Consider the following 24,285-nt stretch of genomic DNA (forward strand, 5'->3'; position numbering starts at 1 on the left):
TCTTGATGCGAATGATTCCAGCGGTACTGCAGGCACTGGATACAAAACAACCTATTTAGAAGGTGGCAACCCGGCACGGATCGCAGATACCGATATATCCATCTCGGATGTGGATAATGCGACCTTAACCGGTGCCAGAATCCAGATTACAAACGTGGAAGCGGGTGATTTTCTTTCTATCGGCGCTTTGCCAGGGGGGATTACGGCAAGTGCCTATAACCCGTCCACTGGGGTAATTACTTTATCTGGAACTGCAAGCCTTGCCGCTTACCAAACGGCAATCAGAGCGATTCAATACTCAAATGATGGCTCGGCATCGGGTGCCGATCGAATAGTCAATATTGCAGTCAATGATGGTGTTGATTGGAGTAATACCGCTGTATCTACTATAGCCATGCAGTTGGTGCCAACTATATCGGTTTCTGATGTCTCTGTTCAGGAGCCACAGTCCGGTACGCTGAGTATGACGTTCACCGTGAATGTGGATACAGCACCTACAAGTGCTTTGACATTCACTGTCAAAACCCAGGATGGCTCCGCGACAGGTGGGTCCGATTATCAGAGCATTGCACCAACTACCTATACGATTCCGGCCGGTGCTACGAGTGCGACGATCACGGTTATTGTAAACAGTGATTCAAACCAGTTCGAAGGAGACGAAGCGTTTTACCTTCAGCTGACAGGATTTAATCAAACGGTTAATTTCGCACCTGGCAGCCAGACCATTGCCGGTGGGGTTCAGGCTACCGGTCATATCGGCGCCAATAACGGCGCGCCGGAGGCCAACGATGATGTATTTATCACCGGCGTTGACGAAGCTCTCGTCACCGGTAATGTACTCAGCAATGACGTGTTGGTAGATAATGCCTCCATCACAGGCTTCCAAAGCACGAGCACCAATGGTGGAACAGTCGTTAATAACGGCGACGGTACCTTTACTTACACGCCCGCTTCTGGTTTTACCGGAGCAGACAGCTTTACCTATACCCTGACCGACGCAGATGGTGAAACCTCAACCGCCACGGTCACTGTTGAGGTGGCGGCAACAGTTGTGCAGCCTCCAGAGGTCACTGGCGTTGTGGATGTAGATTATCTGGAGAATGCCGGTGCTCAGGCATTGCTCGGTGGTATACAGATCAGCGATGTGGATAGCAGTACCCTATCCAGTGTGGTGGTGGAAATAGCCGGTTACATCCCTGGTCAGGATCAATTGACCTACTTGACCGCAGGTACCAGTGTTACCGTATCTGCCGTGCAGTCGGGTTCAACCTATACGCTCACTTTTTCCGGTGGTGTGGATATTGCTGAATACCAGACTGTGCTCCGTACGTTGAATTATACCAACACCTCCGATAACCCATCCGCTGCACAGCGCGAAGTAACCGTTACGGCTTACGACAGCGATTACGCCAACCTGGGCGACTCGGAAACCTTTACCCTGACCGTTCAGCCTGTTAACGATGCGCCTGAGGTGACAGATAAAGACCTGTTTGCGGTTGAGGGCAGTCTGCAAGTTCCGATGGCAATTCAGGCGCCAACTGATGCCGATACAGATGTCAGCGAATTGCAGATTGTCGTTCAATCCTTGCCGGCGACCTCCACAGGCACCGTATTTTTAAGTGATGGCGTTACACCTGTAAGCGCAGGTCAGGTGTTGACAATGGCACAACTGACCTCATTGGTGTTCACCGCGGGTGTTGTGGAGGCCAGTGATGCGTTTGTTTATACCGTTTTTGATGGTGAGTTAACTACAACCGGCACCGTGTCAATCAATGTGGGTGCAACCGAGCCTGATTTTGGTACGGTGTATGAAAGTGGCTTGCCCGATGGTAATTCCGTCGAGGGCCAAAGCGCGGAAGTGTCCGGCAATCTGTTTGAAAATGATGGCGCCGGAGCCGGAACGTTAACCAGTATTGAGTTCAACAGCGTCAGTTATACCGCAGTTGGCGGAATTATCACTGTCGATACTCCTCTGGGCGTACTGAGCGTCAATGCGACAACTGGAGATTACACCTATACGTTGGATACAGCTGACTCAACTGGCAACGATGTGGCCGAGCAGTTTGTCTATAACTACAACAACGGTGTTGACCTTTCCGATACGCTCACCATTACCATTGTCGACGATGTGCCAACGGCCAACGATCTGGTGGAAAATATTCCGGAGTCAGAGGAGCAGATTTTTAATCTGATTCTTACGCTGGATGCATCCGGTAGTATGGCATGGGGTGCTATGACTGGATCAACCAATCCGGGCGCCGGTGAGCCAACCCGGATGGCGCTTGCTAAACAAGCGCTTACTGCGTTAGCCAGCGAGTACTTTAATCAGTCAAGCCAGGTGACAATTACGCTGGTGCAGTTCTCTGGCAGTGCAGCGGTCGTTGGTACCTATACCGATTTGGGCAGTTTCAATGCTGGGCTTGCCACCGTGAATGCGGGTGGTGGCACCAATTATGTGGATGCTACTGATGAAATCCGCACTCAATTCCAGGCGGATCTGGCTGCCCAGAATCCGGCGGACAATGTGCAGAATATCTCCTACTTCATTTCTGATGGTGAGCCCAATGCTGGGACCTCGCCCATTGGTAGTGGCTTCATTGAGTACGTAAATGCCAATGGTATTAACTCTTATGCTGTAGGAATAGGTTCAAGTCTGCCAAGTGATTTAGAGGACCTGAATTATATTCATAACATTGATTCATTGGGCAAAGGTGGCGGACATGTGGACGCTGCCTTGCATGTACCCGATCTGAGCTTGCTCGAGTCGGAATTGTTAAGCACCGTGCCAACGGCATTTGGGGGGAATATTACCGTTAATGGTTCTGTCTCCAATGTAGTATTCGGAGCGGATGGCGGTTATGTATCCGAAGTCAGTATGGATATTGGCGGGACGTTATACACTTTTACTTACAGCGGGGTAGGTTCAGTTTCCGCTTCGCCGGCGTTGTCTGGTCTGATCGTTGACGGATCTAAAATTACAATTGGACCTGCTGTTTTAGCTTTTGGACTTGGAACATTTTCATTCGATTTTTCTGACGGTGGTTATACCTTTAGTGCACCGAATGGGTTGGCTGGAAATTCCTTGCAGTTCGATTACACGGTATCAGACAACGATGGAGACGTTCAAAGCGCAAGCGCGACAATCAATATCGTTGATGATAGTCCGGATGCTCGTGATGATTTGGTGATTGCCGTAGAAGGCAATGTGACCGAGGGTAATGTCATTACCGGACTTGGTACTGATGGTGGGCCGGCATTAGGCTCTGATTTTACCCCGTTTGCGGTACAGGGGGGTGGTGTAGACAAGATCGTTGATAATGCCGCGCTGACTCAATTTACCTATAAAGGCCAGACCATAGGTCTTGAATTGACATTGGTTACACAGCCTGAGCCAACGGGTGCTAGCGCCAATGTTGCACTGACGTCAGCGGGAGCCGGTAATGGATCGGTTCATGATTTTCTGATCACTACACCAAGCGGTACGTTGGTTTATACTGCAGCCGGCAATGCTCGCGGCCTTGGTGTTAATAGCGGTGATAGCGACAATCGTTTGAATAACGGAGAGCGGATTGATATCGCATTTGACGAAGTCGCATTACCTTATGGTGTTCAAAACCTGCAAATAGCAATGCGCGACTTTACTGCCGATAACAGTGTGTCAATTACGTTGTTTGGTGAGAATAATAATGTGATTGCTACGCTTGTCCGAAGCGGTTTTTCTGGCGGTAACGGAACGATTGATCTGTCCGCCTACGAGGGCGTGTATTCCGTCTCCGTGACCGGGCAAAGTGGTGGTGATGGCGATGCTTTGCTATTTAATCTTGCCTATGATCCTACGCCAGCTCCGGCCCCTGAGTTGGTCGAGACAGGTGGTAATAACGGCAGCAATCTGAGTTGGACCTTTAGCTACGATTTTGACCTGAGCGGTAACCCGATTTACCAGGCGACGGTTATGGATAGCAATGACGCTTCTGTCTATGTAATGCGTTCTAATGGTTATTTCAGCTATACCAGCAATGCAGCGGCGAATGCGCAGCAATACGATATCGATACGACAAGTGCGGCAAATGTTTCGGCAGGTGACTTTACGCTAACCTCTCCGGCTGGAATAAGTTATGACACGAATGGTGCCATAGTTGCTGGAGGTCCGACCTTCGGAGACGGAGGTCGGATTTCTGAAGGTGAGACGATGTCTGTCAATTTTTCAAGTGTCACTGCGCCGGATGGTGTGCAAAACGTCGTGTTAACTCTTGGCAGCTATGCTCCAGGTGAGGCAGTCTATATTACAGTGGTGGATAAGAACGGTTCGGTTTTGATAAACAACCAATTGTTCGATTCGGCAAATATAGATCTCAGCGGTTATGGTAACGTAGCGCGCGTCGATATCACAGGTGCCCCCACGAACGCAGGCCAAGGTGACTTGGATTCAAATCGTGCAACCCATGTCGGTTTGCTTGCTGTGCAATATGCGATTTCACCTACAGCAGGTGATTTATTGGATCCTGTGCTCGTAGATTATGTTCTTACCGATAAAGACGGTCAGTCTGATAGCGCTCGACTGGCTGTATTTACACCCGATAACAATATTCTCGGTTCCGCAGGCGCAGACAGCATCTCAGGCGGCGCATTGAATGATGCCATTACCGGGCTGGACGGCGACGATATTCTGGCAGGGAATGCCGGCCACGACACTTTGTCTGGTGGTGCCGGGAACGACATTCTGAGTGGTGGGGCCGGTATGGACTACCTGTTGGGTGGTTTGGGCAACGATACCCTGGATGGTGGCGCGGACGATGATTTGCTCAATGGCGGCGCAGGCAACGACTTGCTGGATGGTGGCCTGGGCAATGATATTTTACTGGGTGAGTCAGGCAATGATGCGCTCTATGGCGGGTCTGGCAATGACCGTCTTGAGGGGGGTGCCGGCAATGACATACTTTACGGTGGTTCTGGCAACGACATCCTGTTTGGTGATGATGGCACCGATACGCTATTTGGCAATGCGGGTGATGACATTCTGACCGGTGGTCGTCATATCGACACCTTTGTGTGGAATTCGCCCGATGCTGGTTCAACGGACATTATCACCGACTTCCAGGTAGGTTTTAACGGCGACATTCTGCATTTAGCCGATCTGCTTACTGGCGAGAACGCGGGCAACCTGGAAGAGTACCTCCAGTTTACCGAGTCAGGCGGGGATACCTATATCCATATCGACGTGGATGGCGGTGCAACCTTCGAATCCAGTCAGGTCATTATTCTGCAAGGTGTGGATATTACCGCGGCGGGTACGCTGTCGACCCAGCAGATTCTTGACGACTTGCTGGCGGGCGGAAACCTGACCATTGATACCTGATCAGAACCCGGCTTCGGCCGGGTTTTTTATTTGAATCTTCCTCCCGGCTCGGGAATACTCTGCTCCATCAATCCTTGATGGGGGCAAAGCCATGAAATTTTGGCAGGCGGCTTCGTTTGCGTTGGTGGGGAGTATGATCGCCAGCCTGGTACCGGCGCAGACCACTGAAAAAGCTGAGTATCGGCAGGGCAGTGTTGTGCTCGGCAAAGTCAGTGAGGGTACCCGCGTTTTTCTGGGCGATCGCGAATTGAAGGTGAGTCCGGACGGTCGCTACGTTTTTGGCATCGGGCGCGACGAAAAAAACAATCAACGTCTGCGTCTGTTGGCGCCAGACGGCAGCAATCGACTGCAGGATGTACGTGTACTGGCGCGCGAATACCGAATTCAGCGGGTCAACGGTGTGCCGAGTGAAACCGTTACGCCGCCAGAAGCACAGCTTAAACGAATCCGTGAGGAGGCTGCACAGGCATGGGCTGCGCGCGACGTGAACAGCGACCTGACTGATTTTGCACATGGCTTTATTTGGCCATTGATTGGCCCGGTTACGGGGGTGTATGGCAGCCAGCGCATCTACAATGGTGTACCTAAAAACCCACATTTTGGCGTCGATGTTGCGGCGCCGACGGGTACAGTAGTCGTTGCCCCCGCTGGTGGCATAGTCCGCCTGGCCCATGAGGATATGTTTTTTTCTGGCGGCACCCTGATCCTGGATCATGGGCATGGACTGACCTCCAGCTTCATTCATTTGAGTGCACTGCTCGTCGAAAAGGGTGAACGGGTAGAGCAGGGACAGCCCATTGCCGAAGTGGGGGCCACTGGTCGCGCGACAGGGCCTCATTTGGACTGGCGTATGAACTGGTTCGATGTCCGGGTGGATCCGGCAACCCTGGTTGGACCGATGCCCAAGCAATAAATACTACGAATACCGCAATTTTCCGCCAGAATTCCGCCCAACCGAGACAGCCGAGGTTGGGCGTTGTACTATATGGCCCTTTGCCCGCGAAACAGGCTGAATGAAATGATTGATCAAAAATTGCTCAGCATCCTGGTGTGTCCGGTGAGCAAAGCGCCACTGGAATACCTTAAAGAGCAAAATGAGCTGGTGTGCTGGGCCAGTGGGCTGGCATACCCGATCCGGGATGGCATTCCGGTCATGCTGGAGACGGAGGCTCGCACGATTTCCGACGAGGAAAAAGCTGCGCACGAGGAGGGCAAGTAAATGCAGGGCGATACTATTTTCGGCAAGATTGTCCGCGGCGAAATCCCAACGGATTTTGTCTATCAGGACGACCTGTGTGTATGTATTAAAGATATCAACCCTCAGGCACCCGTGCATCTGTTGGTGATTCCGCGCAAGCCCATTGCCCGCCTGGTTGATGCCAGTCCAGAAGACCAGGCCTTGCTGGGTCATCTGATGCTCAAGGCCGGCGAGATTGCCCGGTCAGCAGGCTGTGGTGATGCATTTAGACTGGTGATCAACAACGGCGAACAAGCGGGTCAGACGGTGTTTCATCTGCACCTGCATATTCTGGGTAATAAGGTCTACACCGAATCCGGTCTGGGAATGTAATCGGACGTAAGTCCCTCAAATAGTTTGGAAGTTGTAAAGATGAAAAGCGCAGAAATCCGCGACGCCTTTCTTAAGTTTTTTGAATCGAAGGGGCACGCCATTGTACCTTCAAGTTCACTCATTCCCGGCAATGATCCAACGTTATTGTTTACCAATGCGGGTATGGTGCAGTTTAAAGATGTTTTTCTGGGGGATGACAAGCGCCCCTACACGCGCGCGGTCAGTTCGCAGCGCTGTGTGCGTGCGGGTGGTAAACACAACGACCTGGAAAACGTTGGCTACACCGCCCGTCACCATACATTTTTTGAAATGTTGGGTAACTTCAGTTTTGGCGACTATTTCAAGCGTGAAACCATTGGGTACGCATGGGAGTTTCTCACTGGTGCCGAGCATCTGGCGATTCCGAAAGAAAAATTGTGGGTCACTGTTTACGACGAGGATCAGGAGGCGTACGACATTTGGCACAAAGAAATCGGTGTGCCGGCCGAACGCATCATCCGTATTGGTGATAACAAGGGCGCCAAGTACGCCTCGGATAACTTCTGGGCGATGGGCGACACAGGGCCCTGCGGTCCCTGCTCTGAAATTTTTTATGATCACGGTCCGGAAGTAGCCGGTGGCCCGCCCGGCAGTCCGGATGAAGATGGTGATCGTTACATCGAAATCTGGAATAACGTATTCATGCAGTTCAACCGCACGCCCGACGGCGTGATGCACCCATTACCGAAACCCAGTGTGGACACCGGGATGGGGTTGGAGCGGATTTCTGCGGTAATGCAACATGTGCATTCCAATTATGAAATTGATCTGTTCCAGAATTTGCTGCAAGCCGCTGCCAAAGCGACCGGCACTACGGATCTGAGCAATCAATCACTGCGGGTTATTGCCGATCATATCCGCTCCTGCGCGTTCCTGGTGGTTGATGGGATTGTGCCTTCCAATGAAGGTCGCGGTTACGTGCTGCGCCGAATCATGCGTCGTGCAATCCGTCACGGCCATAAATTGGGGCAGCAGCAACCCTTCTTTCATACCCTAGTGGCGGCGCTTGCGGATGAAATGGGTGCAGCTTATCCGGAATTGGTAGAGCAGCAAGCGCACATCACCAAGGTTCTGTTAGCCGAAGAAGAACAGTTTGCCAAAACGCTGGATAAGGGCATGGCGGTGCTGGATCAGGCTTTGGCGCAATTGAAGGGTGATACCCTCGACGGCCTGACTGTATTCAGCTTGTACGACACCTACGGATTCCCGGTTGACCTGACGGCGGATATTGCCCGCGAGCGCGGCTTAAAGCTGGACATGGCGGCCTACGAATCGGCGATGCAGGCCCAGCGCGAGCGCGCGCGTGCCGCCGGCAGCTTCAAGGTGGATTACAGCAATAGTCTGAAGCTGGACGGCGCCACTGACTTCACGGGTTACGACGCGTTGGCCGGCGAAGGCAAGGTCGTTGCCATACTTAAAGGGTCCGACACGGTTGCCAGCCTGCAAGCAGGTGAGCAAGGTGCGATTGTCATGGATGTGACGCCCTTTTATGCCGAGTCTGGTGGCCAGGCTGGCGATACAGGTTATTTATCTGCTGCGGGTGCTCGCTTTGAAGTGCAGGATTGCACCAAGCAGGCAGGACATCACATTCATCACGGTATTTTGCAAGATGGTGTAATTAAAGTAGGCGATACGCTTGGCGCTGAGGTGGATGCCAATGTGCGCGGTGATACCGTCCTAAATCACTCAGCGACCCACTTGTTGCATGCGGCCCTGCGCAAATTATTGGGCGAGCATGTTACCCAGAAAGGTTCTCTGGTAACGGCCGAGCGATTGCGCTTCGACTTCTCTCATAACGAAGCCGTCAAGCCGGCGGAGCTTGCCGCCATTGAGCAAATGGTTAATGAGCAGGTGCGCAACAACTCCGAAGTTCATACCGATGTATGCGACATGGAGCAGGCCAAAGCCAAAGGTGCAATGGCATTGTTCGGCGAAAAGTATGGCGATGAAGTGCGGGTATTGAGTATGGGCGACGGCTTTTCAGTTGAGCTGTGTGGCGGTACTCATGTGAAGCGGACAGGCGATATCGGTTTATTCCGCATCGTATCTGAAGCGGGCATCGCATCCGGTGTGCGCCGAATCGAAGCCGTGACTGGAGCCCGTGCACTCGCTTCTGTTGAAGAACAATCTCAAACCCTGGGTAATGTGGCGGCTTTGCTGAAGACCAGCCCGGAACAATTGCAGGATAAAACCGAGCAGTTGGTGGCATCACATAAAGCGTTGGAAAAAGAACTGGCCGGGCTCAAAGCCAAGCTGGCTTCAATGGCCAGCGGTGATCTTGTCAGCCAGGCCCGGGATGTGGCCGGGGTTAAAGTGCTGGCTGTCAAACTGGACGGTGTAGATCCGAAATCGTTGCGCGATAGCGCTGACCAGCTGAAAAATAAGCTGGGTTCAGCCGTTGTGCTGCTGGCGACAGCGGAAGACGGTAAGGTGTCGTTGGTGGCTAGCGTCACCAAAGACCTTACGGCGCGATTAAAAGCCGGCGATCTGATGCGGCACGCGGCCGAGATGGTTGGCGGTAAAGGCGGTGGTCGTCCGGATATGGCGCAGGGTGGCGGTACCGATGTGGGTGCGCTCCCAGGTGCATTGGAATCAGCGTATTCCTGGGTTGAGTCGCAATTATCCTAAGGTTGCGACATTAAAATGCGCAATATAAATATATTGCGCATTTTCTGCTTAACTTTGCTTTAATTTTGTGTTTTAGTTGCGCGTCCCGGCCGCAGCCCCGTGCTGTGGTCATTGATATTTTCATTTTTTCAGAGAAGGGAAGGCTTATTCATGAGCCTGTTGGTACAAAAATATGGCGGTACCTCGGTAGGTACTGTCGAACGAATTGAGGCTGTGGCTGCAAAGGTCGCCAAGTTCCGCGATCAAGGCCACGATATGGTGGTGGTGGTTTCGGCCATGAGTGGTGAAACCAACCGATTAATTGACCTGGCAAAAAGCATTCAGGAAACACCAGATCCCAGAGAGCTGGATGTACTGGTATCCACTGGCGAGCAGGTCACCATCGCGCTTTTGTGTATGGCGTTAAAGAAGCGCGGCTATGATGCCTGTTCTTATACTGGCTCGCAGGTGCGCATCGTCACCGATAACTCCTTTAACAAAGCGCGCATCCAGCAAATTGATGACGCCAATATCCGGGCCGATCTCAAGGCCGGTCGCGTAGTCGTTGTTGCGGGTTTTCAAGGTGTGGATGAGCAAGGCAATATCACTACACTTGGCCGCGGTGGCTCTGATACCACAGGCGTTGCATTGGCTGCTGCGCTTAAAGCTGACGAATGCCAGATTTATACCGACGTGGACGGTGTTTACACGACCGATCCGCGAGTCGTGCCCAGTGCCCGCCGCCTGGAGCGCATTACTTTTGAAGAAATGTTGGAAATGGCAAGCCTTGGTTCCAAGGTTCTGCAAATCCGCTCCGTAGAATTTGCCGGTAAATACAATGTCCCGCTGCGCGTATTGCACAGTTTTCAGGATGGTCCCGGCACACTGATTACCCTCGATGAGGAATTGAATACCATGGAACAGCCTATCGTTTCAGGCATAGCCTTTAACCGTGACGAAGCCAAAGTGACTTTGGCAGGTGTACCCGATTTGCCGGGTGTAGCGTCGCGTATTCTTGCACCAGTGGGTGAAGCCAATATTGAAGTTGACGTTATTGTGCAGAACGTTTCTTCCGACAATACAACGGATCTCACGTTTACTGTTCACAAGAACGATATGAATAAAGCCCGCTCCGTTCTGGAAGCGGTTGCGGCAGAAATCGGTGCGCGTGAAGTAAAATGCGACGACAAGGTTGCCAAGGTGTCGTTGGTTGGCGTGGGGATGCGGTCTCATGCGGGCGTGGCAGCCACCATGTTTAAAGCGCTGGCAGAAGACAATATCAATATCCAGATGATCACCACCTCAGAAATCAAGATCTCTGTGATTATTGATGAAAAATATCTGGAGCTGGCGGTGCGGGGACTGCACACGGCGTTCGGTATGGACAAAGACCCTGTTGAGCAACAGTAACGGAACTTTTGCGCACAGCGGGCGTCTTATCAACAGGGTTTAAGGGTGTAACCAACTAGTACTGTTAAATTTCCAATTCTGGGCTTTAATAATAGGGTAGGGAATGTACTGGAACGTTGGTTTTGTTATAAAAAGCACCGAACGGCCAGTTTTTGGGTTATGATAACCCGCGACTGGCGGGACCTTCGGTGGTACCCTAGTACAACAGGATGATTTAAGGAGAATCGTGATGTTGATTTTAACCCGTCGCATTGGTGAGACGCTGATGGTGGGCGATGAAGTAACCGTGACCGTACTCGGGGTTAAAGGTAACCAGGTACGGATCGGTGTAAACGCACCTAAAGAGGTGGCCGTTCACCGGGAAGAGATTTATCAGCGTATCCAACGGGAAAAGCAGGAAAGCAACGACTGATTTTCACGCTTCGGAATACAGCAAAAACAGCGGCATTGGCCGCTGTTTTTGTTTCTGACGCATGGTTTTAATGATGTTGAACGTTTTCTGAACAGATTGAGACTAATCCAGAAAAATTCACATAACTCTTTGATTTTATAACGGATGTGGTATTATGCCGCACCTGTTGGAGAGGTGGCCGAGTGGCCGAAGGCGCGCCCCTGCTAAGGGCGTATACCCTAATCCGGTATCGGGGGTTCGACAAGGCGGCGACTAGCCGCCGCTGGACGCCGTAGCAAAGCGAAGGCGCCCCGAAGGGGTGAGGCGCACAGCGGCGAATCAATCCCTTGGCACGGTACCTCCCACAAAACCCTCGCCTGAAAAGGCGGGGGTTTTTTGTATGTCAGAAGCACCAAAGGGCCAGACCCCTTGGTGAGTTGGTGTGAGGCCATTTTCTCCTTCCAAAGTTGGGTTATCATGCCCGTCACTCGTCCTAAAACAAACGAATAATCGGGATAGAAGCATGGTAAAGGTTAAAGCTGCCCTCGGTAACGTGGGTGTTCAGGTGGTTATCGCCATGGTGTTGGGCACATTGGTGGGTGCCATGATGGGGCCGTCTGCCGCGGTATTTGCACCGCTGGGTGACCTGTTTATTAATCTGATCAAAATGCTGGTGGTGCCGCTCATTGCCATCGCCATCATTGCAGGTGCGGCCAATTTGGGTGGTTCCTCGGCTGCCGGTAAGTTGGGTGCGGCGACCTTTGCATTCTTTCTTGGGACGTCGGCGTTGGCGGTTGCTTTGGCATTGGTGGCCGGTGAATTGTTCCAGCCCGGACACGGTGTGGATTTGTCCTCTGCACGTCACCTGTTCTCCAATGAATATGCGGATAAAGGTGGGGTTCCAGGTGCCGTTGAAACGGTACTGGGTATGATTCCCACCAATATTTTTCAATCCCTGAATGACGCCAATATCCTGCAAATCATGGTGTTTTGTCTGTTTTTGGGTATCGCTTTATCGCGACAGCCGGATGCACAGCGCCAGCCTCTGATGCAGGGTATGGACACTATTGTGAATGCCTTTATCTGGATGATTAACGTCGTTATGTGGTTGGCGCCCCTCGGCGTATTTGGCCTGATGGCAGACGCCGTCGGCACCTTTGGGTTTGCCATGCTGAATCTGGTGATGAATTTATTCCTGGTTTACGTGTTTGCCATTTTGGTGTTCGGTTTTGTGGTGTATCCATTACTGGTGAAGCTGTTTTCCAGTCAGTCTGCGCTCGAATTTTTATCCAAAATGAAGAAGCCACAGGCTGTCGCACTTTCAACATCTTCAAGCATGGCCACACTGCCGGTAACCATGGAGGTTGTCGAAGAAGAATTGGGTGTGTCCAAGCCAACGGCCGCATTTGTATTGCCGTTGGGCGCGACCATCAATATGAGCGGTAACGCGATTTACTATGGCCTGGTGGCGGTCTTTTTTGCTCAGGTGTTCAATGTGGACCTGGGTTTACCCGCCTACCTGGCAATCATTTTTACGTCTACGCTTGGCGCGATTGGTCAGGCCGGTGTGCCAGGGCCTTCATTTCTCGTGGTGGCGGTATTACTGGCAGCGGGTATTCCCATTGAAGGTCTTCCGTTATTGTTCGCGCTGGATCGGATATTCGACATGATACGAACGGCGTTGAATATCACGGGTGATGCTGCATGCGCCGTGATTGTAGATCGGTTGGCCAAGCCGACAGAGTAGACGGTTGGGGTAGGGATGCAGAAAAAAGCCGGCGTTAAGCGCCGGCTTTTTTCTGGACGATGGCGCCTTTGTTGACACCTTCATAGGCCTGCACCCGGATACTGTCGCCCGGGTTCTGCTCGGCAAGCGAGCTGGCAATGTGTTCGGCCAGGCATTCTACGGTGGTGTCTGAATCCACCAGGTAGCAATGCTTTGCGGGCATGGACAGAAAAAAATCACCTTGCTGTGCCTGGTAGCGGAAATCGATCAGCGGGTCCGGTTGGCCGATTATGTCGTCACGCGTGCCGATATAAATATCCTTCCATAGATCCGCCCAGTACTGCTCGAGACCGCTGTCCTTGACCCCGTTACGCCAGATCTGAATACGTGAACGGTGGCCGTGGGCAATACGTTGGCAGTTGCCATCATGCTTCTTCAGGCCATGGGAATAGTGGTAGAAGGCGCCGCTGATAGCTTCCTCTTCAAACGCCATAGTTAACCTGGCGACCCCATCACCAAACGCGTGCCGCAATTGTTGTTCGCACCAGTGTGCAACCGTGGAGGGTGTTATCTGATCAGCGTCAATCAGCGCGATGGCGGACTTGGGTGAGCGGCAACGCAACTGGGTATCACCAAAGCGCCACTCCAGTTTGATCTGACCATCCTGTTCCGCCCAGGTCAGGTTCGGAGAGCGGGTGGGAACCAGCAGGCAATGATCAATCCGGTCGTCGAGAAAAGTGCGAACCTGCTTTTTGACGCGGCCGAAATCACACACCATGCTCTGGTCGTCCAACTGACCCTCCAGCTGGATACTGGCCAGCCAGGTCTCGCCCAACAGCCCGCGCTCAGGGTGCAGGTAGCTGAAGTCGGCATTGGTGAGTTGGTCAACAAATAACAGCATGAGTGTCTCCAGTAAGGTCGGGCATGATACCGCTCTGGCGGTCCGGTCGCCAGTTTTCAAGTGCAACCTCTGGTGCCAAACTGACGCAGGCCCCTGACCGGGTAATGCCTTATTAACAGCCTGCTAAACTGATGTGGGTAAGTATAGAGCTTCAGAGGATGCGCTGGGTGCGGTCACTTTCTGCCGTACACCAGGCCAACCGCTGGTTGGGAGGATCATTGCAAAAATTTTTTCAGTGGGCGGTTTATGGCGCGCTAGATCCGGGCCTGCTTGACGAAGTGCAGGCCAGGCAACAACGCCTGTTGCGCTATACCCAATGGCTACTCATCAGTTTGATCCTGATTTTCTGGGTTATGGCCTGGGTTCAGTGGGTGCCGGTCCGTCTTGTGGGGCTGTCGATTGCGCTCGGGTTGTCGCTTTGGGGGCTGCTGGCGGTGAATTGGCACCGGGTCGCGCCTCACCTGAGTATGGCGGCTGTCGGCGTCGCCATTGTTATTGGCTGTTACTCCAATGGTGGCTTGGGCAGTGTCGCTTCCGCCTGGCTCTTATATCTCCCCTTGATTGCCGGCGTGATGGGAGGGATGGCTTTAGCCAAGGTTTGGATTGGCGTCGATATTGCGATTATGTTGACCCTGTGGGGGTTGTCCGCCTCGGGTTTTGTCTTTCCCGACCTCACACCCGAGTATTTCAAGCAAAGGCAGGACACGTTACAGCAGTTTGTTCAGCTTGTTGGTGTGGTGTTGGCGTTGGCCGGATTGATTGGGCAAGTGGAAGCGTCGGAACAGGCCATGAAGGCAACGATCCGTTCCCTCAAAGAAGAAATGCGGGCCCGGGTCATTGCAGAACAAACCGCTGGCGCAGCACTGGCGCGCCAGCAGGCGTTTTTTACGTCCATGAGTCATGAACTCCGCACCCCCCTGAACGCCATCATCGGTTTCGCCCGCATGTTGATGCAGCGAAAAGAGGGAGCTGCATTCAGCGCCCGGGATCTGGATTCTGTTGCCCGGATAAAAACCAACGGTATGGATTTACTGGCGTTGGTGAATCAATTGTTAGCACTTCGCAAAAGCGGTGATAGTGAGGGGCTGCTTCATCGGGAAACGGTTGACCTCGGTACGCTATTGGCGCAGGTGTGTGGTGATCTCCGTTCTTTGGTGCGCAAGGGGGTGGCTTTACAGGTGAAAACAGCTGCACCCGTTACTCTGGAAACTGACACAGGCTTATTGCACCGGATTCTGGTTAATCTGGTGGGAAATGCGCTGAAATTTACCGGGCAGGGCAGCGTGACGGTCGGGTTGGAAGCGCGGGAGAATTACGTCGTCATCAGTGTGACCGATACCGGCCCGGGTATTGCTGAAGAGGATGTGGCGGTGCTGTTTGAGCCTTTTACCCGCGGTGTAGGGCGCGAGGAAACAGAAGGCAGCGGTTTAGGGCTGGCATTGTCGCAACAGTGGGCAGGGATGTTGGGGGGCACCATTACCGTCGAATCAACCTACGGCAGTGGCAGTCGTTTTTGTCTGGAGCTTCCCTTGCAATAGTGATCAAGGTGACAGGCAAAAAAAGGGCAGCCGGTGTGGCTGCCCTTGGCGTCGTTGTCACAGCATCAGAACTGGAACACAACCTTTACGCTTGAATCCACATCGGCGGTGTCGATGTAGCCAATCAGTGAAGGGTTTTGTGCAATCAGCTTTTTCACATCGGCGCTGGAACCCACTTCCTTCGGAGGTGTGCCTTTACCTGTGAATAGCAGCTGTGCCCAGTAGGCTTTGATCTGCTGATCGTTCTTTTTCAGTACCGTGGATACGAAGGCGCTGCGATTAGCGGAGCCATCGGCCTGGTCCACCGGGATGGCGTCGGAGCCGTCGGGGAAGGCCTTTTTCTTACCCAGGAAAATGCGCGAAATGTCGTCTTCGCTCATGCTGTTGGTGTTGCCGGGGTGAACCACCACGGCAACGCCGGACCATGCTGCACAGCTCATCAGAACAGCAGCAATTGCCAGCAGGCGGGAGGCGAGTTTCTTAGAGAATAACGCTTTCATGAAATTCCTCCCTTAAAACACTGAGTCGATAGAGAAGCGCAGGACACCAGCGTCGCCGTCTACACCCACATTTCCGTCAGAATCAAACATACGCTGTGAGTAGTCGATTTTGAAAGAGGCTGATGGGTGGAAGTTGTAACGCATACCTACGGTCCAGGTTTGGTTTTCACCTTCGGCTGAGCTTGCCACTGCTTCAACGCCGCCAATCAAGAATGGCAGTGCAGGGTTTGCGCAGCGCGGATCGGTTGGTGTTGCCGCACAGGTAGTGGTGATTTCTGATGCTAAACCATCCTTGCGGGTATCTTCCTGAACCTCGTAGGTGATGTGGAACATCAGATCATTAAAGGTTTTGCCCAAAGTCAGGTAGGCAGAATCCTGATCAGCGATGAAGGAGTCATCTACTTTGATCTGGGTAATTTCACCTGCAAATAACCAGCTGCCATTGTCTGCCTTGAAGCCCAGGCCAACGAAAGAGCCTTTGTCATCCTCTACGGAAAAGCCCGCTTCGGTGTCGGCCCAGCCGGACGCCACCAGGTTGCCTGCAAGACCGGCTAAAGTGCCATTGGTAATGCTGGTGTCAGCCTGGAAATAAGCTGCTCGCAAGGTCAGCCAATCGTTGTTGACGGTCCAGGCACCACCCCACAAGTTGCGCAAGTCAGCCTGTGATGCCTCACCCGAAATAGTGAGGTCGTTAGCAGTACGGCCCAAAACCAGCTGCAAACCAGAGTCCCAGCTGCCCAAGGCCCCGTTGAACTGAAGGTTGGCACCTTCCATCGTCGAGAAGAAGAGGTCATACACAGACTCTGGTGGACGAATCCACGGGTAGGCATAACCTACATCGAGAAAGTCTGAGTACTGGTAGAAGGGAATACGCAGTTTGCCCACGTTGATGCGCGACGCGTCACCAAAGTCGTAGGACACGAAGGCCCATTCCATTTCTACGTTGAAGTCGTCTGCACCCCGGGCAATGGCCTGCGCTGTAACGGAGAGCCCGTTACCCAGGTTGCTGGACGCTTGCAGAGCCAGCTTGGATTCGGGCCGGAAGTTAAAGTCGTCGTCGTATCCATAAAGACGCAACTCTTGACCGTCATCGCGTGTGGCTTCGCTGGTGCTGATGCCGCCGGTGATGGAGGCAAAACCATTCCAACGAATATCCGCGGCGTTGACGTTAACCGCCAGGGCCGATGCCATGCTAGCAACAGCTGTTGCGAGTAAGGCTTTTTTCATAATCACTCTCTCTCGGTTGATGTTGTAAACAGGGTAGATGACAAACGCAAAATTTGCGTAATAAAAAGCGGCTTTTTATAGGTATTTAGTAGGCCTGGAGTGGCCCTTTATTGTGTGCTGACCAGAAGGACGTTGACGGTCAGTTAAGATTTGGTCGCCGATACTATTTAACCGTGACCCATGCGTCAAATTAATGCGTACTTTTTCTGTGACCTGCTGGTCATATTAGAGAAGCGTCACAAATTGCGTATAATGCGCGCCAGTCGGCCGCTGAAGGCCAATAATTGTCTGATTTTGTTCCGGAAATTACCCATGACCATCCGCACGCGCATTGCCCCGTCGCCCACTGGTGACCCCCATGTGGGCACGGCCTACATCGCCTTGTTCAACTACTGTTTCGCCAAGAGTCAGGGCGGCCAGTTCCTGTTGCGTATTGAAGACACGGATCAGGTGCGCAGTACCCGGGAATCCGAGCAGGCCATCCTCGACAGCCTGCGCTGGCTGGGGCTGGATTGGGACGAGGGTCCGGACGTGGGCGGGCCGCACGGGCCCTACCGGCAGTCTGATCGCAGCGAAATCTACCAGACGTACTGCGACGAGCTGCTTGCCAAAGGGCATGCGTTCAAATGCTACCGCACACCCGAAGAACTGGATGCCCTGCGCGACGCGCGCCGGGAGCAGGGCGGCTTTGCCGCACTCAAACCCTCAGAGTTGGCGTTGCCGGCAGATGAGGTGGCCAAACGTGAAGCCGCAGGCATGCCCTATGTGATCCGCATGGTGGTGCCCGAGGGCGAAGGCCCTTGCCCCATCGAGGATATGCTGCGTGGCACCATCGAGCTGGATTGGGGCCAGGTTGACGCCCAGGTGCTGCTCAAGTCCGACGGTTTGCCCACCTATCATCTGGCAAACGTGGTGGATGATCACCTGATGGGTATCACCCATGTGTTGCGCGGTGAGGAGTGGATTAACTCGGCACCCAAACATAAGTTGCTGTACGAGTATTTCGGGTGGGACATGCCGGTGCTGTGTCACCTGCCGCTGCTGCGCAACCCCGATAAATCCAAGCTCAGCAAGCGCAAAAACCCCACGTCTATCCTCTACTACAAGGATATGGGCTATTTGCCCGAAGGCCTGCTGAATTATCTGGGCCGTATGGGCTGGTCGATGCCAGATGAAAGCGAAAAGTTCACCCTTGAGCAGATGATCGCCAACTTCGACATCATGCGGGTATCTTTGGGTGGCCCCATCTTCGACGTGGAAAAACTCGATTGGCTCAATGGCCTGTGGATCCGGGAGAACCTGTCTGAGGAGCAGCTGGCCGAGCGCCTGCACCACTGGGCCTTCAATAAAGAGCGCCTGATGCAGCTGTTGCCCTTCGCGCAGACCCGCATGAACAAACTGTCTGACTTTGCCCCGTTGATGGCGTTCATGGCCGCCGGCCAATTGCCCATCTCCCAGGCCAGCTTTGCCGACCTGAAAATGGAGGAGGACCAGCTTAAAGCCGTATTGCAGTTTGCTCTCTGGCGCCTGGAAGCCCTGCGGACCTGGGAGCGGGATGCCATTTTCAATGAGCTGAAGACCCTGGCCGGCCAGATGGACATCAAGGTAAAAGATTTCCTGGCCCCGCTGTTCATTGCCATAGCCGGTACCACGGCTTCATTCTCGGTCATGGACTCCATGACCCTGCTGGGCCCGGACATGTCCCGTGCCCGCATCCGCCACGCGCTCAACAGCGTGTTTGGTGAAATCGGTAAAAAGCAGGCCAAAAAGCTGGAAAAAGCCTACGAATTGCTCGGAAACTGACCACCCAGCGGCCCCCCAGTGGGGCCGCTGCAGGTTACATAAGTTTTTGATTTATAAAAGCTTGACACTCCCCAGACCGGTGATAGAATGCGCACCACTTCTGAGGCAGACACCCAAGCACACTGCCCAGACCCAAGTTTTGGGGCTATAGCTCAGCTGGGAGAGCGCAACACTGGCAGTGTTGAGGTCAGCGGTTCGATCCCGCTTAGCTCCACCAAATAAAAAACGGTTTTTTATTTGGTGGAACTAAGCGGGATGGAGTTAAGCCCCCGGTTGATGTGCATGGATGCACTAATGCCGCGAGGGCAACGGCGACCTTCAGCCGTTGGGCCGTAGGTCCGAGCACAGGGATGTGCGGGTCATTTGAACGTAGCGGCGCAAAGCGACCGAAGGGGTGAGACCGGAGGCCGACAAAAGGCCGGGAGCCTTTTGATCCGCACTGGCGCCCGAAGGGCAGGGCACAGGGATGTGCCCTGGATAATCATTCCGCGCTACCGTCTTCACCTAAGAATTAATTCTTTCGTGAACTGGCCGGACTCCGACTTCTGAGATTAAAGTCCACATTAAGTCCAAATCAGTAAATTCATAACGGCAATCATCTGCTACTGAGGAATCTCCTGTTCCCAGGCTGAATCAAAGCCGTTGTTTCCGCAATGAATGTGAAGCGCCGAATAGGTTTGCTCAAGCAGGTACTCAACGTCTTGATCCAAGGTCGCGTCTACAATGGCCCAATAAAGCCGCGCAAGATGGGTGGCATCGTCGGGCGATTGAACGCCAGTTTCCAGCAGTTGCAGTGCGCGTGTATCACCGAGATTTTGGGCTTGCTCTGCAACAAATTGTCGCGCCCGCTCATTTCGAAATTCGATCATAAGGCCTCCTGAGCGTCCTTGATGACGGCCATTCTATCTGCAATCCATTCAAGTTTTGAGCGAAGTTCTGCTACGTGCATCTTTTGGGTCACGGCCAGCAAATAATGTTGTTTCTTTCTGTCCGTAGGATCTGGAACGAATTTAAGTCCTTCGGGAATGTCCGCAACCTCAAGAATCCAATATACAGATACTGGTTTGCCGGGGTTTCGCTTGGCTTTCATCCGCTGAATACCTTTGAGGTGCTGCCAGTGGGCTGAAAAGGAAAGGCCGTGCGCTATAGAGGGTTGCACCCAGTTACCGCAACTGGAAAAAATGTAGTCATCGCGTTGTATGCCATTTAACACCTCGCGATGGGTGCTGCCTGGGTTTAAATGAAGGGTAGGGTGCTCTCCGTCGACGATGGGTCGTGCGAACCATTGGCTGAGTCGTTTTAATGCGTCTCTTAAGTCCTCAAGTGATTTAAACTGCTCCATCCATAAGCCTCCTGTTTTGAGGAGGGTATGCTAGAAGCAGCTACAGTTAAACTAAAGCAAAATCAGGGGTACATACGTGCCACAATTCATCCTGTGAGTGCTATAACGCTAGCTTTGCAGTCGGGCGCCAAGTGGGTGTTGCGCAAGGTGCTGTTTAGATTCGCGTGGCCGAAGGCCCGAGCACAGGGAAGTGTGAGTCCATCCCGCGTCCCGATCCAGAAGCAAACCTTTACCCTGGCCTGATAACGCGGAGTTAATCAACTGTCTGCCGAGCCTCTCTCGCACATTCATTCGCGCAGCATTCGTCCTGTAAAAAATCAATGAGTTCATCCAAAGCCGGATACTGTGGTACGCAATACAGGGTCCGGCCTTCGCGCCGTTGAACCACTAATCCCACTGTTACCAAGCGGGTCAGGTGGTGTGACAGGGTTGAGCCGGGCACGTTGAGGGCAGTTTGTATGTCGCCAACCGGTAGGCCTTGATGACCGCCCTTGACCAGCAGGCGGAATATTTCCAATCGGGTGGCGTGGCCAAGTTCTGCCAATCGTTTGGCGGCGAGTTCGAGTTGCATGGACGTTTCCTGCGGGTAGGCGCTTATTTAATATTTCCATATTACTAGAAATTTATTGACGGCGGGGCGTTTTCTGCTCATCATATTTCCATAATACTGGAAATATAGATTTTATTTTATGAACCCTGAACTTTTGGCAATGCTGTCTGAAGCCGCAACCCTGTTTGTATGGCTAGGTCTTGAGCTCACACTGCTGTTTTTAGTGATCAGTTTTTTGGTGGGCGTGCTTCAGGAGTGGATTCCTGCCAAGCGGGTGCAAGCCACACTGGGGGCTAGTGGCGGGCGTGGCTATTTTTGGGCTGCGATGCTTGGTGGGCTGACCCCGTTTTGCAGTTGTTCGACCATCCCGATGTTGGCTGGCCTGTTGAAGGCGCGCGCCAGTTTCGGGCCGGTCATCACGTTCTTGCTCACCTCGCCGCTGCTCAACCCGATTGTTCTGGGGCTGTTTCTGGTAACGTTTGGCCTTGAGGTGACGCTTTTCTATGCGACCTTTGCGTTAAGTGTTGCCATCGCCATGGGTTACCTTTTGGCTTCACTTGGGTTTGATCGGTATATCCGCCCCGGGGTATTTGGGCGCTCACCTTCCTGTGCTGAACCCGCAGTCGTCAATGGAAACGCAGACTCAACGGGTTGCTGTAGCCAGGTTCAGCCGTCGGGTGTAAGCATCGATGCAGGCGGTTGTTGTGTTGTTGCGCCCGTTGTGGTGGCGCCACTGGCGGGCCGTTGGTTGCGTATCTGGCAGGAATCGTGGAGCCAGTTTACCCGCCTGATGCCCTACCTGTTTGTGGGCGTTGCATTGGGCGCGTTCACCTACGGTTTTCTGCCAACGGAGCTGATTGCCCGCTATGCCGGGGCAGATAATCCGCTCGCGATACCCGTCGCCGCTGTAGTGGGCGTGCCTTTGTATATCCGGGCGGCTACTGTGATTCCACTGTCTGCCGCGCTGGTGGCAAAAGGTATGAGCATGGGAGCGGTGATGGCATTGATCATCGGGAGTGCTGGCGCGAGTCTTACCGAGGTGGTATTGCTCAGGTCTTTATTCCGTTGGCAAATGATCGCAGTCTTTGTCGCGGTGATTTTCGGCATGGCCGTAGTGGCGGGCTATGGCTATCAACTGGTTTTTTAAGCACGAAATACCAAAGGACCGTTAACCGTTTTTACTAGGGCCTGTTCACACTATTTTGGTTGCCGCTGTTGCGGCTAAAAAAGCGCCAATTTAGGCGCGAGGAGTGCAGTTTGGTTACTCCAAATTAGCGACGAGCAACGACGAGTGGCGTTTTTTTAGCCGCAACCCGAAGGGCTGGACCCATTTTTGCGCCCAGCATCGTTGTTGGTCGCTTATGTAGCTCGCTACACGGCGCTCCCGCCGTCTTGCTGGACACAAAAATGGGTTCCAGCAGCGACAATCAAAATAGTGTGAACAGGCCCTAGTTCACCTCGCAACCGGACTCAACCACCCTGCCAGATTCAACAACACTGGTTATAACGTGGATGTCGTCCGGATGAAGGTGGTAAAAACGGGCCAGAGCCCGTGCAAGGCCGAGTTGTATTGCAGAGACCTGAGTATCTGACCAAACGGAGGGCAGCCAGAGATTGGCCATAACTTTGTAAGTTTTGCCCCATTGTTGGTTTCGTGTAATCAGGTTGACGGTAATGTGTTCCGGATCAATACCCGCCTCCCGCGCCCACAGTTCCACAAGGTTTTCGTTTGAAGGCTGACAATCGGGTGATATCACGCAGTTAACGATGGGCATAGTTTTAATCCAAAAAAAATTCCAATCCAAAAAAGCTCCAATCCAACATAATTCCAATCCAAAAAATGCCTGATCAAACCCTGCACAGGGCAGGGCGCTGAGCGATTGCCGTTTTTCTTGGACTGCTAGACCAATGCCAGCACTGTACGCAATTGTCGCGCTGCATCCGTTTCTTTTCCATCATTGTCCACTAACGGAAAGCCCGCGTTGATACGAAAGCAATCCCGATAAAACCCGCGGCTGCTGAACAGCTCGCCTGGCCGCAGGTCTATGTGCTGCGCATACGCACGTTCTGCCAGCAATTGGCTATCCAATCCCGGCACTTGCACCCAGAGTACGCAGCCGCCAGTGGGATCGCTGATGCGGGCCTGGGGCAGGTGCTGGCTGATCACCTGCCGGTATTGACGAAGCTGGCTGGCGAGTGTGGGTTTCAGGCGATTGAGATGACGCGAGTAGTCGCCGGTGTTGATCAGGTCAGCTAAGGCCAACTGGGCGTGCAGGTTCACGCCGTAGTGCTGATGGCTTTGCCGTTCGCGCCATTGCGGAGCAAAGCGGCCGGGCCAGCACCAGCCCAACCGGAGGCTGGCGCCCAGGCTTTTGGACACGCTACCGCACCAGAGTATCCAGCCGTCGCGGTCGAAGTGTTTGGCGGGAATGGCGGCGTCTGGCCGGGTGTCCAGCTCCAGGTAAATATCGTCTTCGATCATGGGAATCTGGTAGCGCGCGGCCATGGTAGCTAATTGCTGCTTCTGGTTAACCGACAGACAGATCCCCTGCGGATTCAGGTGGCTGCTGGAGAGCAGGCAGGCCTGCACGTCTCCGGCGGCCAGGTGCTGTTCAAGTTGTATCAGGTCCACGCCTTCCCGGGTGCCGGGAATTTCCAGCACCTGCCGATCCAGGCTCGCGAGCAGTTCCAGCAGGCCATTAAAACAGGGCGAGCTGATGGCCACGGTATCGCCAGGTCGGGTACAGACTTCCAGTGCCTGGCGTACGGCATCCAGACAACCATGGGTGATGTGCAGGTCATCGGCCTCGGGGTAGAGCTGGTAGTGTCGCAGGTGTTGGGCCAGGGCCTCCCGCAATGCGGCGGCGCCCGCGCGCGGCGGGTAGTCATGCAAGCCGTTACCCAATCGTTGGAGGGCGCGCTTCATGGCGCGCTGCAAAGCCTGTGTGGGCAACAGTTCTGGTGCCAGTCTCGAAATCCCCAAAGGCCCCAAGGGCAGGCCCGGGATTTCCACCGCCCGGTTGGCTTTTACTGCCACGGCAGTAAAGGGCAGGGGGGCGGGCGGATTGCTGGTCTGAGGCGCGCCTTTCACATAGAAGCCGGATTGCGGTACCGCCTGAATCCATCCGCCGGCTTCCAGCCATTGGTAGCAGTTCACCGCCGTGGTCATGCTCACCTGGTGCTGTTGGGCGAGGCTGCGCAGGGCTGGCAGTTTGTCGCCGGCTGTGAGCTGACCCTGCTGAATCTGGCGTTGAAGATTGTTGGCGAGCCGTTTGTATTGCATAGCCTTCTCCTTCGAAGCGCATTAATTGTACTCTAAAAATAT

At 53.4% G+C, this 24,285-nt stretch carries 19 protein-coding genes and 1 tRNA gene; 12 read left to right on the plus strand and 8 right to left on the minus strand.

Translation table 11 applies throughout. The annotated features are described in order from the left end of the window. The first annotated feature begins 463 nt into the window (after nt 1-463). The 8 genes from M5M_RS20550 (at nt 464) to M5M_RS00040 (ending at nt 13,120) form a co-directional block, all read left to right on the plus strand. Nucleotides 464-5,356 carry an Ig-like domain-containing protein gene (locus M5M_RS20550; RefSeq protein WP_016389117.1) on the plus strand — a complete coding sequence of 1,631 codons (4,893 nt, stop codon included), beginning with the start codon at nt 464-466 and terminating at the stop codon, nt 5,354-5,356. A gap of 91 nt (nt 5,357-5,447) precedes the next feature. Beyond that, nucleotides 5,448-6,269 (plus strand): M23 family metallopeptidase, encoded by an 822-nt coding sequence (locus M5M_RS00010; protein ID WP_015045417.1) that lies wholly within the window; start codon nt 5,448-5,450, stop codon nt 6,267-6,269. Nucleotides 6,270-6,374: 105 nt separating this feature from the next. Continuing rightward, entirely contained in the window at nt 6,375-6,575 is a 201-nt protein-coding gene (locus M5M_RS00015; protein ID WP_015045418.1) for a Trm112 family protein, read from the plus strand. After that, on the plus strand, nt 6,576-6,926 hold the full coding sequence (locus M5M_RS00020; RefSeq protein WP_015045419.1) for a histidine triad nucleotide-binding protein: 351 nt from the start codon (nt 6,576-6,578) through the stop codon (nt 6,924-6,926). It begins immediately after the preceding gene. Between the two features lie 39 nt (nt 6,927-6,965). Further along, nucleotides 6,966-9,593: an alanine--tRNA ligase gene (alaS, locus tag M5M_RS00025; RefSeq protein ID WP_015045420.1), complete on the plus strand. Its 2,628-nt coding sequence runs from the start codon at nt 6,966-6,968 to the stop codon at nt 9,591-9,593. A 150-nt stretch (nt 9,594-9,743) separates the two neighbouring features. Then, a complete protein-coding gene (locus M5M_RS00030) occupies nt 9,744-10,982 on the plus strand; it encodes an aspartate kinase (protein ID WP_015045421.1) in 1,239 nt (412 codons plus the stop codon). A 229-nt stretch (nt 10,983-11,211) separates the two neighbouring features. Next, nucleotides 11,212-11,394: a carbon storage regulator CsrA gene (gene csrA, locus M5M_RS00035; protein WP_015045422.1), complete on the plus strand. Its 183-nt coding sequence runs from the start codon at nt 11,212-11,214 to the stop codon at nt 11,392-11,394. A 502-nt stretch (nt 11,395-11,896) separates the two neighbouring features. After that, nucleotides 11,897-13,120: a dicarboxylate/amino acid:cation symporter gene (locus M5M_RS00040; RefSeq protein WP_015045423.1), complete on the plus strand. Its 1,224-nt coding sequence runs from the start codon at nt 11,897-11,899 to the stop codon at nt 13,118-13,120. Between the two features lie 34 nt (nt 13,121-13,154). Here the strand turns inward: M5M_RS00040 and M5M_RS00045 are convergent, their stop codons facing one another. Beyond that, nucleotides 13,155-14,000, minus strand: coding sequence for a 6-carboxytetrahydropterin synthase (locus M5M_RS00045; RefSeq protein WP_015045424.1), 846 nt, complete (start codon nt 13,998-14,000; stop codon nt 13,155-13,157). Nucleotides 14,001-14,218: 218 nt separating this feature from the next. Between M5M_RS00045 and M5M_RS19210 the strand changes: the two genes are divergently transcribed. Next, on the plus strand, nt 14,219-15,538 hold the full coding sequence (locus tag M5M_RS19210) for a sensor histidine kinase (RefSeq protein WP_016389118.1): 1,320 nt from the start codon (nt 14,219-14,221) through the stop codon (nt 15,536-15,538). Nucleotides 15,539-15,603: 65 nt separating this feature from the next. Here the strand turns inward: M5M_RS19210 and M5M_RS00055 are convergent, their stop codons facing one another. Together M5M_RS00055 and M5M_RS00060 are read right to left on the minus strand one after the other, a co-directional pair. Beyond that, nucleotides 15,604-16,038, minus strand: a complete 435-nt coding sequence (locus M5M_RS00055; protein ID WP_015045426.1) for a type 2 periplasmic-binding domain-containing protein — start codon at nt 16,036-16,038, stop codon at nt 15,604-15,606. A 12-nt stretch (nt 16,039-16,050) separates the two neighbouring features. Then, on the minus strand, nt 16,051-17,265 hold the full coding sequence (locus M5M_RS00060) for a hypothetical protein (RefSeq protein ID WP_024330541.1): 1,215 nt from the start codon (nt 17,263-17,265) through the stop codon (nt 16,051-16,053). A 312-nt stretch (nt 17,266-17,577) separates the two neighbouring features. Here M5M_RS00060 and gltX point away from each other — a divergent pair, with 312 nt between their 5' ends. Then, nucleotides 17,578-19,068 (plus strand): glutamate--tRNA ligase, encoded by a 1,491-nt coding sequence (gltX, locus tag M5M_RS00065; RefSeq protein WP_024330540.1) that lies wholly within the window; start codon nt 17,578-17,580, stop codon nt 19,066-19,068. Nucleotides 19,069-19,209: 141 nt separating this feature from the next. Continuing rightward, nucleotides 19,210-19,285 (plus strand) — tRNA-Ala (locus tag M5M_RS00070). Nucleotides 19,286-19,670: 385 nt separating this feature from the next. Here the strand turns inward: M5M_RS00070 and M5M_RS00075 are convergent. The 3 genes from M5M_RS00075 to M5M_RS00090 all read right to left on the minus strand — a co-directional run bounded on the left by M5M_RS00075 (nt 19,671) and on the right by M5M_RS00090 (nt 20,981). Beyond that, nucleotides 19,671-19,937 carry a hypothetical protein gene (locus M5M_RS00075; RefSeq protein ID WP_015045428.1) on the minus strand — a complete coding sequence of 89 codons (267 nt, stop codon included), beginning with the start codon at nt 19,935-19,937 and terminating at the stop codon, nt 19,671-19,673. Further along, nucleotides 19,934-20,410 carry a hypothetical protein gene (locus M5M_RS00080; RefSeq protein ID WP_015045429.1) on the minus strand — a complete coding sequence of 159 codons (477 nt, stop codon included), beginning with the start codon at nt 20,408-20,410 and terminating at the stop codon, nt 19,934-19,936. Before M5M_RS00080 ends, M5M_RS00075 begins: the two co-directional genes overlap by 4 nt. 253 nt (nt 20,411-20,663) lie before the next feature. Then, nucleotides 20,664-20,981 carry an ArsR/SmtB family transcription factor gene (locus M5M_RS00090; RefSeq protein ID WP_015045431.1) on the minus strand — a complete coding sequence of 106 codons (318 nt, stop codon included), beginning with the start codon at nt 20,979-20,981 and terminating at the stop codon, nt 20,664-20,666. Nucleotides 20,982-21,099: 118 nt separating this feature from the next. On the opposite strand from M5M_RS00090, the gene M5M_RS00095 reads away from it, so the two are divergent. After that, nucleotides 21,100-22,107, plus strand: coding sequence for a permease (locus tag M5M_RS00095; protein WP_015045432.1), 1,008 nt, complete (start codon nt 21,100-21,102; stop codon nt 22,105-22,107). 301 nt (nt 22,108-22,408) lie between these two features. On the opposite strand, the gene M5M_RS00100 is transcribed toward M5M_RS00095, so the two are convergent. After that, a complete protein-coding gene (locus M5M_RS00100; protein WP_016389121.1) occupies nt 22,409-22,765 on the minus strand; it encodes a hypothetical protein in 357 nt (118 codons plus the stop codon). Between the two features lie 95 nt (nt 22,766-22,860). Next, complete coding sequence (locus M5M_RS00105; RefSeq protein ID WP_015045434.1) at nt 22,861-24,243, minus strand: aminotransferase-like domain-containing protein; 1,383 nt, start codon at nt 24,241-24,243, stop codon at nt 22,861-22,863. Nucleotides 24,244-24,285 lie beyond the last annotated feature (42 nt).

The sequence above is a fragment of the Simiduia agarivorans SA1 = DSM 21679 genome (genome assembly GCF_000305785.2).
GTDB classification, from domain to species: domain Bacteria; phylum Pseudomonadota; class Gammaproteobacteria; order Pseudomonadales; family Cellvibrionaceae; genus Simiduia; species Simiduia agarivorans.

Excerpts from the sequence above, each read along its gene's own strand:
- M5M_RS00055 (WP_015045426.1), bottom strand. The coding sequence starts at position 16,038 with ATGAAAGCGTTATTCTCTAAGAAACTCGCCTCCCGCCTGCTGGCAATT.
- csrA (WP_015045422.1), top strand. The coding sequence starts at position 11,212 with ATGTTGATTTTAACCCGTCGCATTGGTGAGACGCTGATGGTGGGCGAT.
- alaS (WP_015045420.1), top strand. The coding sequence starts at position 6,966 with ATGAAAAGCGCAGAAATCCGCGACGCCTTTCTTAAGTTTTTTGAATCG.
- gltX (WP_024330540.1), top strand. The coding sequence starts at position 17,578 with ATGACCATCCGCACGCGCATTGCCCCGTCGCCCACTGGTGACCCCCAT.
- M5M_RS00030 (WP_015045421.1), top strand. The coding sequence starts at position 9,744 with ATGAGCCTGTTGGTACAAAAATATGGCGGTACCTCGGTAGGTACTGTC.
- M5M_RS00075 (WP_015045428.1), bottom strand. The coding sequence starts at position 19,937 with ATGATCGAATTTCGAAATGAGCGGGCGCGACAATTTGTTGCAGAGCAA.
- M5M_RS00010 (WP_015045417.1), top strand. The coding sequence starts at position 5,448 with ATGAAATTTTGGCAGGCGGCTTCGTTTGCGTTGGTGGGGAGTATGATC.
- M5M_RS00080 (WP_015045429.1), bottom strand. The coding sequence starts at position 20,410 with ATGGAGCAGTTTAAATCACTTGAGGACTTAAGAGACGCATTAAAACGA.
- M5M_RS00015 (WP_015045418.1), top strand. The coding sequence starts at position 6,375 with ATGATTGATCAAAAATTGCTCAGCATCCTGGTGTGTCCGGTGAGCAAA.
- M5M_RS00105 (WP_015045434.1), bottom strand. The coding sequence starts at position 24,243 with ATGCAATACAAACGGCTCGCCAACAATCTTCAACGCCAGATTCAGCAG.
- M5M_RS00095 (WP_015045432.1), top strand. The coding sequence starts at position 21,100 with ATGAACCCTGAACTTTTGGCAATGCTGTCTGAAGCCGCAACCCTGTTT.
- M5M_RS00060 (WP_024330541.1), bottom strand. The coding sequence starts at position 17,265 with ATGAAAAAAGCCTTACTCGCAACAGCTGTTGCTAGCATGGCATCGGCC.
- M5M_RS00045 (WP_015045424.1), bottom strand. The coding sequence starts at position 14,000 with ATGCTGTTATTTGTTGACCAACTCACCAATGCCGACTTCAGCTACCTG.
- M5M_RS20550 (WP_016389117.1), top strand. The coding sequence starts at position 464 with ATGACGTTCACCGTGAATGTGGATACAGCACCTACAAGTGCTTTGACA.
- M5M_RS00090 (WP_015045431.1), bottom strand. The coding sequence starts at position 20,981 with ATGCAACTCGAACTCGCCGCCAAACGATTGGCAGAACTTGGCCACGCC.
- M5M_RS00020 (WP_015045419.1), top strand. The coding sequence starts at position 6,576 with ATGCAGGGCGATACTATTTTCGGCAAGATTGTCCGCGGCGAAATCCCA.
- M5M_RS00040 (WP_015045423.1), top strand. The coding sequence starts at position 11,897 with ATGGTAAAGGTTAAAGCTGCCCTCGGTAACGTGGGTGTTCAGGTGGTT.